This is a genomic window from Streptomyces sp. NBC_01351 (genome assembly GCF_036237315.1).
Lineage (GTDB): Bacteria > Actinomycetota > Actinomycetes > Streptomycetales > Streptomycetaceae > Streptomyces.
This window is the reverse complement of the sequence record NZ_CP108356.1, coordinates 2,114,864-2,128,976: the sequence shown is the minus strand read 5'-3', so window position 1 is coordinate 2,128,976 and position 14,113 is coordinate 2,114,864. Positions and strand designations below refer to the sequence as shown.

The window sequence follows — 14,113 nt, the reverse complement described above, 5'->3', positions numbered from 1 at the left end:
TAGCCCATGGGGCGATGCATCCCGGTGCATGGGGATGCCCGGTTCAGCCCGCAGATGCGCGTGACCGGCCTACCAGGACGCCGACGTGATGCTCAGGGCTTTTGGTCGGCTGCTGATCGTTGTCCACCACTGCGCCGCAAACTACCGCACAGCCGGGGAGTACGAGGGGTGCAACCTCCAGTACTCGCTGACCCGCCGGGGCGAGGCCGTACTCGCCGGAGTGCTACAGGCCGTGCTGGTCGAGCATCGCTGTCAGTTTGCGCTTGCGTTTCTGGGCGGTACGCAGGGCGGCCAGATAGATGGTGAACTCGTCCTCTGTGTCCAGGGCTCGGTGGCAGGTGCGGGCGCTGAGGAGTAGCTCCGTCAGGTGCTCGTACGCGGCCTCGCCGGTGCGGGTGAGGAGCGGGCCGATCAGTCGGTAGTACACGGCCAGGGCGTCTGCGGGGCGGTGGTCCCGGGTGCGGTCGGCGAGGGTGAGCCGCTGGCTGCCGTCGGCGTAGCCTTCGGTGGCCGCCGCCCAGGCCGCGTCGTGGTCGCCGTCGTCCAGCAAGGCGCCGACCAGGGCAGAGCCCGGGTGCCCGAGGCTCTTGCGGGGCCGGGCGTCTGTGCGGAGCGCGTCCAGTGCTTGTGTGCGCTCGGGCTCGTCCCAGCAGTCGGCTGTGCGGGCTGCCGTACGCAGCTGCTGGTAAGCGGCCAGGGAGCGGCGGTGGAGCAGCACCTCGCGGCGGATCCGCACGACATCGGCCGGGCGGCCGGCCCTGGCGTAGCGCTCGCACGCGAAGTCCACCAGGCGGGGATCCGGGCCGTGGTCGGGTTCGGCCTCACGCAGACCAGACTCCGCCCACTCCAGGGCTTCGGCCGGGCGGCCCGCCCGCTCCAACTCCTGGGCGATCAGCAGGTGGGTGGCGCCCGACGGGGCCAGGTCTGCTGCGTGGAGGGCGATCAGGGCGTCCACACTGCCCTCCATGCGCAGCAGTTGATCCATGAGGTCCCTCGCGGACCAGTCCTTGGGGTTCTCGCGCAGGGCTGCCGCGGCCCGTTCGTGTGCCCGTGTCAAGCCTGTCGTCTTCAGGACGTCCGTGTATGCGGACAAGAGGATGTCCGTGGTGTGGCGCAGGTCGCTCAGGAGATGATTCACCAGCCAGTCGGCGGTCTGTTCCGGATCGGGGCGGGACATCAGGCAGGCCTCGAGGTGAGCTGCGGCCAGCCCGGCCGCCACATCGCCGATGATCCCGTCCGAGTCGTCGATCTCGTCGTACGTGCGGGCGAGGGCTTCGATCGCGGTCCGTGTCAGTCCCACGGCTTCCGTCGCCCTCCCGGTCGCCGTCAGTGTGCGCAGTGCGGATACCGCCTCTGCGGCCTGGAGCCCGTAGGCACGGGCGTCCGCGTACTCGACGTATCCGTACTGGGCGAAGGGCCGCGTGTCGAGCATCGCCAGGATGCGCTCCCGTACGGCGCCGGGATCTTCGCCGGCGGCGGACGCACGCAGTTCCAGCCGACGGCGCAGGTCGTGGTCGGCTGCGATGTGCTCCTTCACCAGGGACAGGAGTTCGTCCCGGCTGCGGGTCTCCAGCCAGGTGGTGAGCTGTTGGCCGCGGGATGCGGCGGCAGCACGATGCCTCGGTACCGACTCCGATTGCTGCAGGACGGCCAGGCCCACCGCCACGCAGTGCTTGCAGAAGTTGCCTGCCTGCCCGTACGGGCAGTCGCACCACCCGGTGAGGCCGTCCTCGTGCTCTGTCAGCTCGACCTCGTAGGCGTCCGTGCCGTCGACAGTCGCGGTGATCGTCCCCTCTCCGATCTCCAGAGCGGACACACAGGACAGGTATCCGAGGCCGCGTTCGAACGACCGAGCCCCGGCTAGTCGGCGCAGCTCGTCCTTTCCGAAACCCAGTGCGTTGCTCATGGCTCCCATTCAACGGGATCGGACGCACCCGAGTAGACGGGTCGTGAAGAGCGCCAGCCGTCTGGCGAACGGCGACCTTCGGCTCTTCGCCCGGCAGCATTCTCAGTTGACGGCGAGTACTGTGGTCGGCCATCGGGAAACGGCGGTGACTCGTGACGCTCGTTTGCCGCTCAGGGCCCCAAGGAGGCCACGTGGGGAGCCGGTAAACGGCCTCTCACCAGCTCTTTCTCGGGGATGCACCTTTGTGACGGGTAAACGATGACGCACCACGTGGAATGCGTGGCGATCCTGGAGCCGGTGGCGAAGAGCGCCTGACCTGCAGGTTGGTCGGCGTGCACGATGAGTGCTGTGGGCGGAACGGGCGACACTTGACGCTCGTGGCGCTCGCCCACCGTATTGCCTGACGCAGTGTCCGGGATCCGCTGCCTCGGCGAGCAGGCCTGAGGTTGAAGACGGCTCAGGCTCTGTACGGGGCGGGGGAACGTCCTTCACCTTCGCCCCACTGCCGAGCCGTGATCGCAACGGACGAGTCTCTGCGGCTGCTCGACCGCGAGGGTCTGCGGTCTGTTGGCGCGGGCTTCCGCCGGCAGCTCCTGGTCCGCCTGTTCGCCTGCGTAGATACGGACGAGGTCGTGCATTCGGTAGCGGCCCGGGCCGGTGCTCTCGGCCAGGCTCGAGTCGACAAGTCGCTCGGCGGCCCGCTCGGCCTCGGCGAGCGGCACGCACAGCAGCTTGGACAGGAGAGGTATTCCGGCTTCCCGAAGTCGCATGGAGCCGAAGAGGAGGAAGGCCCGCACCGCCGTGCCCGACGCGCCGTCGGTGCGCCGCAGCGCCCGGTAGCTGACGGCGAGGCTCTCCCGGATCTGCAGCTCGTCCACCCGCAGTTCGTCCAGCCGGGTGCTCTCGTCGGCGAGCCGGTCGACGAGCAGGGACAGGGGCCAGCGAGGCCGCGCGGTCAGCCGGGCGGCGGCGACGCGCAGCCCCAGCGGGAGCCACCCGCACAGTTCGGCCAGTCGGAAGGCCGCCGACGGATCACGCGCGACGCGCTCGCTGCCGAGGAGCTGCTCCAGCATGGTGTACGCCTCGCCGGGCAGCAGCGTTCCGAGCGGGAAGGATCGGGGTCCGTCCAGAGAGGTCAGGCTCGAGCGGGCGGTGACGAGCAGTGCGCTGTGGCCGCCTGTCGGCAGCAGGGGGCGCACCTGCGCTGCCGACGCCGCGTCGTCCAGCAGGATGAGCATGCGGCGGCCGGTGAGTGCCGACCGGAGCAGGGCGGCCGTCTCCGAGGCGTCGTGGGGCGGTGCGGGAACGGGCATGACCAGGCCACGCAGGAGCCTGGCGATCGTCTCCGCCGGTGTGAGGGGCTCGGCGTGCGGAGTCGTGCCGCGCAGTTGTACGTAGAGCTGCCCGTCCGGGTAGTGAGCGGCCACTCGGTGCGCGGCCCGTACTGCGAGGGCCGATTTCCCCGCCCCCGGCGGACCGCTGATGACGGCTGAGGGTGCCGGAGAGCGCGGGTCGGTCAGTAGGGCGATCAAGTCGGCGAGCCGATGCTCGTGGCCGGTCAGGTCGGGCGGACAGAAGGGCAGCTGACGGGGTATCAATGCGGGGCGGAGCGATGTGGTTCGGGCGGGGACCACGGCCGCCGCGGTGGGCTGTGGGGGCTGCGCGCACGCGAGTCGGCGACGCGCGGCCAGCCAGGGCCGCGCGTCCAGGCCGCAGGCGGAGACGAGAGCCTCGGTGAACTCCTCGCGGGGCAGGGTGGTCCGGGTCAGTGCGGAGGCGATGGTGGAGCGGGGCAGCCGCCGGCCCGCCCGGCCGGCACGGTTCTCCAACTGGCGGAAGGTGAGTCCCGCGCTTTCCTTGAGCAGCCGGAGCATGGCGTTGAACTCCCCTGGAGTGCGGGCATCACCGGGCTCCGGCGGGGTACAGGCGGACGACGGCGAACGATCGGGTAACACGTGTACTCCCTCGCAGTGCGTGATCTGTGGCGCGGCGTTCGGAACTCGTCAGAAGGGCTCGGTGTCGGGCCGGCAGTCGGCGGCGCCGCGCGGGGGCGCGCCGCGGCCGAGCAGGTAGGCCGTGGTGATGTCGTCGACGCAGCGGCTCAGACCCAGTGCCGTATGGCCGATCATGTCGACGGAGACGAGCCGGGAGTTGCCGAGGGCGGCGGCCATGCGTTCGGCGAAGCGGTACTGCGTCGTCGGGTCGAAGCGGTTGCCGACCACCAGAACGGGTTGGTCCGTGGGCCGGTTCCACGGCCCCGTGTACCGGTCGCTCTCCCACCACCGGACGGGCCACGTAGCGCACGGCAGCGATTCGAAAGCGGTCATCCGGCCGAAGGTGGGGGATTCCCGCTCCCACCGCGCGGCCAGTGCGGGCCAGAACGCGGGCGTGGGCGGGTAGGGCTTGTCGAGGCAGTTGTACGCCGTCTCGGAGTCGTCGCCGCGATACGGGGCGACGGCCTCCGGCGTCTCGGCAGTACGGGCCGACGGCGCGGCGTCGACGGCCCGGTCCAGCTCGGCGAGGGTGCGGGCGAGCGCGGCGTGCCGGGAGGGTGTGGCGAGCGAATCGGCCACGACGGCGGTGAAACGACTCAACGTCATCGTGGTGGAGTCGGGCATCGTCAGGGGCGCGGTGCGCAGCCGGTCGCGGATGCGGTCGAACGTCCGCTGCGGATCGATGTCGTCGTCGCCGCCGAACGGGCAGGCGCCGTCCGCCACGGCGCATCGGCGGATGAACTCCTTCAAGGCGAGTTCGGTTCCGGCCGCGCGCCGACGGTCGTACTCGATGCCGTTGGCCGAACGCAGTGCCGGGTCGACGTTGCCGTCGAGGACCATGGCCTTGACCCGCTGCGGATACAGGTTGGCGTACGTGGCGCCGAGGAGGGTGCCGTACGAGAAGCCGACGTAGCCGAGCTGCTCGACGCCGATGGCGCGGCGCAGTTCCTCCAGGTCGCGAGCGGTGTTGAGGGTGGTCGTGTGGGCCAGCAGGGGACCGGCGTTGCGGGCGCATGCCTGCGTGTAGTCGGCGGTCGAGCGCAGGGTCCGGGCGGTCTCGTCCGCACCGACCGGCACGGGAGTGCGGCCGGCCGCGTCGGCGAGGTACTCCTCCTGGCTGAGGTAGCACTTGAGCGCGGAACTGGTGTTGACCCCGCGCGGATCGAAGCCGATGACATCGTGGCGGGCGAGCACCTCGGGGTCCAGAAAGCGTTCCGCTCGGTAGGCGGTGTGCAGCCCGGAGGCGCCGGGCCCTCCTGGATTGACGAACAACGTGCCCTCGCGGTGCGCCGGGTCGGTCGCCCGGCGGCGCAGCATCACGATCGCGACGGTGCCGTCGGATGGGCGGGAGTGGTCGCGGGGTACGTGCTGAACGGCGCAGTCCGCGACGGAGGCGTCGACGGGGATGCCGATGAGCTTCGCGCAGTCCTGCCACTGGGCGGCGCTGGAGGGGGCTCCGCCGTCCTGGGGTGCGGCGGCGGCCGGCGGCACGAGGAGTGCCGCCGTGGTGAGGGCGGCCGCGAGGAGCAGGGGTAACGGGCGGGGCATCGATTCTCCTTGAGGGTGGGGGGAGTGCCGACGGGGCGGCCGTGAGCGCATGCTCACGTTCGCGTCGGCACCGCGCGCCCGCGCGTCGACGCGAACGGGCGCGGAGAGGGGAGCGAGCCGGTGGGGGTGGGGGGTCGGCGTTGCCGGGGGTCAGCCGGAGTCGGGCAGCAGCTCGCGCAGCTGGGCCGCGACCGTCCCCGCGTACGGGCGGGCCCGTTCCGGGTCCAGAGCCTTGAGCGCGTCCTGCCACAACAGTGCGCGGCTGACGATGCCGGCGGTCGGGGCGAGCCGGGCGGCTCGCACGAGGCGCTCCATCGGAACGAGGTCGGACCACTGGCGGAGGTAGGCGTCGGTCACGCGCCGTACGGCGCTCGCGTCGCCGGGTGCCGCCGACCTCAGGTCCCGAAGGGCCACGTCGAGCGAGATGAAGGGATGACCGAGCACGCTTTCCGCCCAGTCGAAGAGGAGCGGTCCCGTGTCCCGGTCGATGAAGTTTCCGCGCCAGATGTCCAGATGGACCAGGGAGTCCGGGACACCCGCGCTTTCCAGCTCCGCGCAGAGGTCGCGGAAATACGGGACGTAGTCGGCAAGCCGATGTCTTTCGGCTGATTCGAGCCGCTCATTGTCCTCGATCAGTTCCGCGAGGAGTTCAGGAAGCCTGGCTGTACGGTGATCCGGGCATCCAGCGGCGACCAATGCCCGGGTGTGGTCCTCGGTAAACCGCTGAATTGCGGCCAGTTGAGGAACCATGCGCACATACCCCTCGACGGCCTCGGCGGAAGCCGGGCGGTGCACGGGACCGAAGTCATCGGTCAGCATCCAGTGCCGTTTCACGTCGGTGGCCAGAACTCGGGGGATACCGGCTGGAAATCGGTCCGACAGCAGCCGCGTCACCTCGGCCTCGTGTCCGAAGACCGGCGGCGAGGCTTTGAAGTACACCGCCCCGTGCGCCACGGGGATCCGCAACTGGAACGACCACGCTCGCAGAAACGGTTGCTCGGGTGGGCCGACGGGGGTGATCCCGGCGCGGCGCAGCTGCTCGTCGGCCCAGGCCGCCGCCGTCGCGTACCAACCCTCGCGGGTCCACGGCAGGCCCGCCTTGGCCCCTGAGGCCGGGGCGGTGTCCGTGGCCTCCGCGAAGCACCGTTCCAGAACCTGGCGTTGGCCGGAATCCAGGGCCGCGCCGGCCAGCTCCGCAGCCCCGAACCAGCGGCCGTCCGTAGGCCCGTGAGGCGCACCCGCGTCTCTGGGGGAGGTGGCGTCGGAGGCCGTCGGGTCGGTGTGGACCTCGTGGACGTAGTAGCGCGCCCCGGCCCTGGCCTGGGCGTCGCGTTGTTCGAGGCAGTCGCGTGTGGTGACGGTGAGGCCGAAGCGCCCGGCGATCTCGGCGTGCGCGGCAGGTGGGTCGCGGTGGTGCAGCCGGGGCAGGGACCAGCCGTCGGGACCCGGGAGGAGCAGTACCTCCGTCCCCGTGTCCCGTCGTCGGCCGACGATTCCGAACAGCTCCCCCGTGACTTGCCGCATACCTGCGCCACACCCCCGTGCGTGCGAGAAACTCGAAGTACGTCTTCGTAAATGAGGCACGGTAGTTGGCTGTCCTCGGTCGAGTCAACGCATTTGGCGGCATGTCCGAACGTGGCGCATTGCCGGGAGTCGGCCTGCGGGCTGTCCCGTTCTGTCCCGGACACGATTCCGGACCTTCTCCTATTCCGTGCTCCGTCGTGCTGTGGCTAGCGTTCCCCTCGTCGGAATTTGGATGCCGTGCTTGTCCATTCGGATCACGGCGCCATTCTCATCAGAAAGGGGAAAACTGTGCCGGTTACTTCGATTGCCTCGCAACTCGCCAGCAACGGTCTGCAGCAGCACCTCTACTCGGAGCCCACGGCGGTCGCCGAGGAGTGCCGCATGGCGGGATACAGCTGCTGGTGGGACTCGGACTGCTGCAACGAGTCGGTCGGCCTCATCTGCGAGTGGTGGACCTGTCGTTACGCGTAAACAGGCGCCCCGCCGCGGTCGCACCGGCCTCCGGTGAACGCGGTCTTGTGACATGAACGAGTGGAATCCGCCGGACGGCGGAAGCGGGCGCCCGTGCGGCGGTCCGGCGGATTCCGCTTCAGGTCCGTCCCGCTCGAAACGGGGACGGGGGATCGGAAGGTCGGATACGCATGGCGACAGGACTGTTCGCGGTGCCACGGTCCGCACGCGAAGCGGCTGCCTTCCTGGCGGCGGCACGCGCGGGAGGCGGCATCTACCAGATCGACCGGTGGCCCGCCGGGCGCGGAGACCTGCGGCCCACGCCGCGGGCCGTCGGCCGGGCCGTTGCGTGGCTTCGCGTCGCGCAACGCCTCACGACAGGCTTCCTCGACCCCGTCGAGGACGCGGTCTACCTCACCGCGGGCCTGCGCGGAGTCGGGCTGCCCGCCACCTTCCACCTCGGCCGCGAAGTCGTCCCCGCCTCCCCGCCCGCGGGCTTCTACGCCTGGGTCGAGTGCGACGGAAAGGTGGTCAGCACCTCCCTGCCCGTACGGGAGGAGTACATCGAGGTTCACCGATCGGGGGACCAATGAGCGCCGTGCCGGCCGTGGCCGAGATGACGGGCGCCGTTCTGCGTTGCACCGAACCCGACGGTGCCTCCGCCCTGGGCGTCCTGACCGACCGCACGGACCACTCGCTCGAACTGCGTCGGCCCCGGCCGGACGTGCGTCCCGTCTACTTCCGGGCGCGCCCCGGACGCCTCGAATGGGGAGGGGACCTCGCCGCGTTCCTGCCGCCCGGCGGGCGCGTGGAGCCCGAGCCCGGGGCACTGCTCGCCATGCTGCACGGCCAGGCCTCGCCCCCCGACGGGACGCCTCTGTCCGGCGTCCGGAGGATGACCGCGGGCACCCGCATCCGGGTGGACGCCCGGGGGGTCACCGTGACCCGCGAGCGCGTCGCACTACCGGCGGCGGACGGAGACCTGTCCCATGCGGTGACGCGGGTGCTGGCCTCGGCCGGTGACGAGTACGGCCTCGCCTACAGCGGTGGTCTGGCCTCCGCCTACCTCGCCGTGCTCGCCGCGGCCGCCGGCCATCGCGCCCACCTCGTGCACGCCGATTTCGGGCTGCCCGGCTTCGGCCCGCGGGGCACGCGGCCACCGGAGGCGCCCGTACCCGGTGTCGAGTCGCGCAGGGTCGCCCTCGACCTGCACGAGCTGCTCGACCACCACACGGTCAGCGGCGCCGAACACCTGCCTCCGCTCCCGGACTTCGAGGTCCCCGCCCGGCTGTACGCCGCTCTCGCCGCCGACACCGGACTGCCCCTGGTCTCCGGGGCGCTGCTGGAGTCGCTGGTCTCCGTCAAGCTTCCCGACGTGCCGCGGGGCACGAAGGCGTGGCGGCTGCTCGGCTGCGAACCGTTCCACATCTCCGGGACCCTCAGCACCCTCGCCGAAGCCCGGGAGTTGCTCGACAACCGCGTCGTCTACACCCCCGGTCGGCGCGACACGGCAGGCAGCGGTCCCGACGCGCAGCAGCTGGGCGCGCCCCCACCGCCGTCACCGACCGGTGGCACGAAGCTTCCCTGGCTGACCGACGAGGGCAGACAGGCCTATGAGACGGCCCACCGTGGTGCGATGGCGGTTTGGCAGGACCAGCTCGACGCCGAGGAACCCGTAGTCGGCCGACTCGTCGGCGGTCTGGCCGAACAGGGCGTGGCCGGTGCCGTCCTCCCCGCCATGGACCTCGGCGTGCTCGCCGCGGCTGCCGCCCTGCCACCCCACAAGCTCGGCCGGATCCGCCGGGGCGCGTTCGAGAACCATCTGCCGCTGCGGCGCGCGGTCGAGCGGGCGGGTGTCACCGATCTACGCGCGGCTTCCCCCGGACACTGGCTGCGGCTGGGAGCGGCGGCCCATCTCCACCGGGAACGCAAGAAGATCACGTCCGAGCTGGAACGCGAATGTGCTCTGGGGGACCTGGGCCTGCTGGAGCCCCGGCTGATCGTGGCGAGCCTGCGCGACGGCCGCTCCCTCGCCACCCAGGCCCTGCCCCTGCTGCGCCTCGTCTGGCTGGACCGTTGGCTGAGGGAGCGCTGATGACGACCACACCCTCCACCACGCCGCCCCCGCTCCCGCAACTGCCCCCGCCAGGCACCCCCTTGCGGCTCGGTGAGCGAGTCACCCTCACACCACTGCCGTTCGGCGGCGCCGTGCTCGCCGCCGGATCCAGCCTCGCCGTGAGCGACTGCGGGGAGCGCGACGCCGAAATCCTCGGCCGGCTGCTCGGTGTCGGCGTCCCGCCGCCCGAGGCGGGCGCGCCCGTGGCCCGCTTCACCGCTCAGCTGATCGCGGCCGGCTGGCTCGTACCGGATCGGAGTTCCTGACCATGTCCACAGCCCTGACAGCCCTGGCCGCTTTCGCGGACGGTCCGCTCCTCGGCGTCCGGCCGGCGGATCTCGCCCTCGCCGCCACCGCCGGGCCGCTCGCCGTGGCCGGCGCGGCCAAGCTGGTCACAGCCCCGGAGAAGCTGTCGTGGCCCATCCGCTCCGGCATCCTGGCCGCGCCCCACGGCCCCCGTCTGGTCGGTGCGGCCGAACTCGCCGCGACCGGCGCCGTGCTGCTGCTCCCGGTGCGCTGGGCCGCGGCCGTCGCACTCCTCGCGTACGTCGCCCTCGCCGCAGTCGCCGTCAGCGCCCGGGGCCAGAAGTGCGCCTGCTTCGGCCTGGCCCGGCTCGCCGCCGTGGGCCGTGCCCACATCGGCGCGAACGCCGCGGCCGCAGTGCTCGCGGCAGCCGTGCTCATCCTGTCCGACGCGGCAGCGGGTGCGAAGCCGCTGCCACGCGCGGCTGCCACCGCTGTCGCCGCGGCGCTCACCCTGATCGCCCTCCTGGCGGCCGACCGGCGCCGGGCCTCGGACGCGGCGAACACCCCACCCTGTGCACAACACGTCAGCACGGTCCGGCTGTACGTCGCCGACGACTGCCCGTCGTGCCGCTCGCTCAAGCACCTCCTGGCCGCCGTCGAACCAGAGCGGCTGGCCGCCGTCAGCATGATCACCGTGGCGAAGGAGGCAGAGCTCCCCGGGGTCATGCACGGACTCGGCGTGCCCTGCGCGATCGGCCTCGACGACGCCGGTGAACCCGTGTGCGCCCCCGCGTCCGGCATAGGGGCCGTCAAGGCCCTCATCGACGGCATCACCCTCGCCTCCGTCCAGGCGGCCGGCCGTGCCCGCTGACCTCCACCGCACGCGGCGGCGCCGGGACCAGGGCCCGGACGGACACAGGTGGGCCGAGGTGACCTCGCCCGTCCATCCGCCCGTCGCCGAACGCCACCCCTCGCCGGTTCACTGGCGCACCCTCGTCCTCGATCCCGCACTGGCGGGAGCCGTGCCGGGCCGGGCCAGGCCCTTGCGGATCGAGTTCTTCACCACGGGGAGACCGGACGACGGCTGGGAACTGCCGGTCGCCGACGTCCTGCCGATCCCGCTCGTGTGGCATCCGCACAGGCCCTTGGTGGCGGGACTCGCGGTGGACGACGACCACCTCGCCCATCCGTGGATCGCCGACCTCGCGGAGCGTACGGTCCGCCGCTACCCGCAGACGCGCGCGGCGACCGGTCTCACTGAACCGGGACTGCCACCGCTCGCCTGGTACGCGGACGGGCGCCTGGCACTGCTGATGCCGGCCCCGCAGCGGAACCCCGCGGAGCAACCCGTGTGGCGGCCGGCGGTCTTCGAGGCCACGGGACCGGCGTTCGTCGGATTCGAGCCGGGCCAGGACGAGCTCGTCCGCACGGTGGGCACCCGCCTCGCTCTGCTCGCACCACAGGACGCGGCCCCGGAGATCGTGGGGCCCACTCTGCTGGTCCGCTCCCTGGTCGCGCGTCCGGACGGATTGGTGCTCGGGCACGTCCACCCGGCCGGCACCGGTCCGGACGAGCACGGACTGTCCTGGGCCACCTCGCGCCTGGACCCCGCCGGCGGCCCTGGCCGGCTGGTGCCCGTAGCGCCGTCGCCAGTACCGAGTCCGCCCGCACAAGCCGCGCGACAGCCAGCACAAGCACCGCGACGGCCCGCACTCCGTGATCCGTCGACCGTCCACGCGATCCCCACCGGTTTCGGCGATGCCAGGCTCACCCTCTTGCCGCACGACGGCTCCGGTCCGTTGCTGCTGTGGATCCGGGCCTTGCGCCGAGGAGAGCCGCCATCGGACGGAATTCCGCAGTTCCTGGCCGCCGGAGCACACCCATCCGCCCTGCTCGACCTGCCGCTGCACTGGCCGGACGACGCCCGGCCCGCCCTGCTGAACAGCCAGATCACCACCGCGGTGTCCACCGCCCTCGGCCTGCTGACCGCCACCGACGCCGACACCGCGGTCGCCGTCGGCGGCCACAGCTTCGGTGCGACCCTCGCGCTGCATGCCCTCGCCCGACTCCCGGAGCTGGCAGGGGCCGTGGCGCACAGCGGCTGCTACAACCGCACCTCCACCCCGAACGGGTTCCACTACGAGCGGCGTTCACTGTGGGCCGCCCCGGAGGTCTACCAGGCATTCAGCGCCCTCTGCTTCGCGGACCGGCTGGACCGCCCGGTGCTCCTCGTGCACGGCACCGACGACATCAACCCCGCCACCACTCCCGAACAGGCCGTCGAGCTGTACAGGGCCGTGGTCGCCACCGGCGGCACCGCCCGGCTGGTGCTGCTCCCCCAGGAGGGTCACACCTTCCAGTCCCGCGAAGCACTCGCGGCCGTGGCCGAGGAACACCGGGCGTGGCTGGAGAAGCTGGAGACGAACTGAATGGCCCGTGACCGAAGTGCATCGGTGCCCCTGAGGGAGCTGGCCGACTGTGCGATGTTCGCCGTACGGCTGGCCTGGCAAGCCGACCGGCGCAGCCTGCTCCAGGTACTCGTGGCCCAACTGGCCACCGCCCTGGGGCTGATGGCGGTTCTGCTGCTGATCCGCCATGCGGTCGGCGGCGCCGTCACCCAGGGCGGCCCGACGACCCAGGCCCCGCAGGGCGAGTGGCTGATCGCCGTGATCGCCGGCCTGGTGCTGCTGGGTACGGGAGCGGGCATCCTGCGCGCGGTCGCCGGAGCCCGCCAGCGAGTGCTCGCCGTCAAGGTGGACCGGTTCGCGCTCGACATCGTCCTGGACGCCGCCGGACGTGCGGAGCTTCCCGAGTTCGAGGACCCGGCTTTCCACGACCGGCTTCAGCGGGCGGTCTTCGCCTCGCGCGCCCAGCCCGCGATGGTCGTGACGGCTCTGGCCGCGGGCTTCCAGGCCGTTCTGACCGTGGTCGCGGTCACGGCCGTGTTCGCCGTACTGGTCTGGTGGCTCCTGCCCTTCGCCCTCCTCGCGGTCCTGCCCACGCTCAAGGCCGCCCGCGACGAGCGGGGGGCCGGCTACGACCTGCACCACACGCTGTCCGAGAACCGCCGGGCCCGGCAGTACCTCGAACGGCTGCTCACCGGCCGCGACGAGGCGAAGGAGATCCGCGCCCTGGGGCTCGCCGGAACGCTGCGCGGGCGCTGGACGAGCCGCTACGGTCAGGAGATCGCCCAGGTCGAGGCCATGCACGCGGTCCACGTCCGACGCAAGATCGTGGCACGCCTGGCAGGCGACCTGACCACGGGCGCGGTGATCGGGGCCATGTGGTGGCTGGTGGCGACCGGCCGGATCGAGCCGGCGACCGCGCTGACCGCGCTCGTGGGCCTGTGGCAGCTGTCGCTGCGTACGCAGATGATCGGCGCCCTGCTCAACGGCATCGGCGAGTCGGTCCTGTACATGAAGGATCTACGAGGCTTCGCGGCGGAAGCCGGATCCGAACCCGGCGAACCGGCCTTCTCATCAGGGGAGTTCGTGTCGGTGCGCGCGGAGTCCGTGGCCTTCGGCTACCCGGGATCCTCGGCCCGGGCCCTGGAGGACGTCAGCGTCGAGGTACGGGCCGGGGAGGTCGTGGCCCTGGTCGGCGCCAACGGCTCGGGCAAGACCACCCTTGCGAAGATCCTGGCCGGCCTCTACCGGCCGGACTCCGGGCGCCTCCTGTACGGGGACGGTGACGGGGACGCGGACGCCGAGCCGGAGCGACTGCGCGCGGCGAGCGCCGTCGTGTTCCAGGACTTCGTGCGGTACAAGCTGACGGCCGCCGACAACATCACGTTCGGCCGCCCCGAGACATCGCCGGACAGGGCCCGGGCGGTGCTGGCCGCCGAGCGAGCCGGGGCCCACGAGTTCCTGGCCCGGCTGGTCCAGGGCTACGACACCGTACTGAGCAAGGAATTCACCGGCGGCGCCGATCTCTCGCTCGGTCAGTGGCAGCGCCTCGCCCTGGCCAGGGCCTTCTACCGGGACTCGCCGCTCGTCATCCTCGACGAACCCACCGCCTCCTTGGACCCGCAGGCCGAGGCCGACCTCTTCGGCCGGATCCGCGAACTGTTCACGGACCGCACGGTGGTGCTCATCTCGCACCGCTTCGCCAATGTGCGCGACGCCGACCGGATCTACGTCCTGGACGCGGGCCGGGTCATCGAGCAAGGCGACCACGAGGTGCTCATGGCTCAGGACGGCACCTACGCCCGGCTGTTCCGCCTTCAGGCCGAGGCGTACCAAGAGGCGTAGCACGGCCGCCCCGCCGCTTCCCGCCGATGTGCTTGACACCACGGATCGGACCCCTCCATCATGATTCCACTAACAGATT

11 protein-coding genes are annotated in these 14,113 nt (G+C 71.8%); 7 read left to right on the top strand and 4 right to left on the bottom strand.

Going from position 1 to position 14,113, the window contains the following annotated elements:
* Nucleotides 1-223 precede the first annotated feature (223 nt).
* The 4 genes from OG625_RS09515 to OG625_RS09500 all read right to left on the bottom strand — a co-directional run bounded on the left by OG625_RS09515 (nt 224) and on the right by OG625_RS09500 (nt 6,972).
* Nucleotides 224-1,906, bottom strand: a complete 1,683-nt coding sequence (locus tag OG625_RS09515) for an SWIM zinc finger family protein (RefSeq protein ID WP_329378298.1) — start codon at nt 1,904-1,906, stop codon at nt 224-226.
* 488 nt (nt 1,907-2,394) lie between these two features.
* Nucleotides 2,395-3,780, bottom strand: coding sequence for an NB-ARC domain-containing protein (locus tag OG625_RS09510; RefSeq protein WP_329378296.1), 1,386 nt, complete (start codon nt 3,778-3,780; stop codon nt 2,395-2,397).
* A 129-nt stretch (nt 3,781-3,909) separates the two neighbouring features.
* Nucleotides 3,910-5,448, bottom strand: a complete 1,539-nt coding sequence (locus tag OG625_RS09505; protein ID WP_329378294.1) for an alpha/beta hydrolase — start codon at nt 5,446-5,448, stop codon at nt 3,910-3,912.
* 150 nt (nt 5,449-5,598) lie between these two features.
* Nucleotides 5,599-6,972 carry a hypothetical protein gene (locus tag OG625_RS09500; protein ID WP_329378292.1) on the bottom strand — a complete coding sequence of 458 codons (1,374 nt, stop codon included), beginning with the start codon at nt 6,970-6,972 and terminating at the stop codon, nt 5,599-5,601.
* A 288-nt stretch (nt 6,973-7,260) separates the two neighbouring features.
* On the opposite strand from OG625_RS09500, the gene OG625_RS09495 reads away from it, so the two are divergent.
* The 7 genes from OG625_RS09495 (at nt 7,261) to OG625_RS09465 (ending at nt 14,034) form a co-directional block, all read left to right on the top strand.
* The gene (locus OG625_RS09495) at nt 7,261-7,443 is read left to right on the top strand and encodes a hypothetical protein (protein WP_329378290.1); all 183 of its coding nucleotides are present in this window, start codon (nt 7,261-7,263) and stop codon (nt 7,441-7,443) included.
* Nucleotides 7,444-7,613: 170 nt separating this feature from the next.
* Complete coding sequence (locus OG625_RS09490) at nt 7,614-8,015, top strand: lasso peptide biosynthesis protein (RefSeq protein WP_329378287.1); 402 nt, start codon at nt 7,614-7,616, stop codon at nt 8,013-8,015.
* Nucleotides 8,012-9,517: a hypothetical protein gene (locus OG625_RS09485; RefSeq protein WP_329378285.1), complete on the top strand. Its 1,506-nt coding sequence runs from the start codon at nt 8,012-8,014 to the stop codon at nt 9,515-9,517. The genes OG625_RS09490 and OG625_RS09485 overlap by 4 nt, the downstream gene beginning before the upstream one ends.
* Nucleotides 9,517-9,804: an actinodefensin-associated protein B gene (adfB, locus tag OG625_RS09480; RefSeq protein ID WP_329378283.1), complete on the top strand. Its 288-nt coding sequence runs from the start codon at nt 9,517-9,519 to the stop codon at nt 9,802-9,804. Before OG625_RS09485 ends, adfB begins: the two co-directional genes overlap by 1 nt.
* A gap of 2 nt (nt 9,805-9,806) precedes the next feature.
* Nucleotides 9,807-10,655, top strand: coding sequence for a hypothetical protein (locus tag OG625_RS09475; RefSeq protein WP_329378281.1), 849 nt, complete (start codon nt 9,807-9,809; stop codon nt 10,653-10,655).
* Complete coding sequence (locus tag OG625_RS09470) at nt 10,645-12,213, top strand: alpha/beta hydrolase family protein (protein ID WP_329378279.1); 1,569 nt, start codon at nt 10,645-10,647, stop codon at nt 12,211-12,213. Before OG625_RS09475 ends, OG625_RS09470 begins: the two co-directional genes overlap by 11 nt.
* 24 nt (nt 12,214-12,237) lie before the next feature.
* Nucleotides 12,238-14,034 carry an ABC transporter ATP-binding protein gene (locus tag OG625_RS09465; RefSeq protein WP_329378277.1) on the top strand — a complete coding sequence of 599 codons (1,797 nt, stop codon included), beginning with the start codon at nt 12,238-12,240 and terminating at the stop codon, nt 14,032-14,034.
* Nucleotides 14,035-14,113 lie beyond the last annotated feature (79 nt).

Coding starts and splice junctions, on each gene's coding strand:
- OG625_RS09515 (WP_329378298.1), bottom strand. CDS start 1,906: ATGAGCAACGCACTGGGTTTCGGAAAGGACGAGCTGCGCCGACTAGCC.
- OG625_RS09510 (WP_329378296.1), bottom strand. CDS start 3,780: ATGCTCCGGCTGCTCAAGGAAAGCGCGGGACTCACCTTCCGCCAGTTG.
- OG625_RS09505 (WP_329378294.1), bottom strand. CDS start 5,448: ATGCCCCGCCCGTTACCCCTGCTCCTCGCGGCCGCCCTCACCACGGCG.
- OG625_RS09500 (WP_329378292.1), bottom strand. CDS start 6,972: ATGCGGCAAGTCACGGGGGAGCTGTTCGGAATCGTCGGCCGACGACGG.
- OG625_RS09490 (WP_329378287.1), top strand. CDS start 7,614: ATGGCGACAGGACTGTTCGCGGTGCCACGGTCCGCACGCGAAGCGGCT.
- OG625_RS09485 (WP_329378285.1), top strand. CDS start 8,012: ATGAGCGCCGTGCCGGCCGTGGCCGAGATGACGGGCGCCGTTCTGCGT.
- adfB (WP_329378283.1), top strand. CDS start 9,517: ATGACGACCACACCCTCCACCACGCCGCCCCCGCTCCCGCAACTGCCC.
- OG625_RS09475 (WP_329378281.1), top strand. CDS start 9,807: ATGTCCACAGCCCTGACAGCCCTGGCCGCTTTCGCGGACGGTCCGCTC.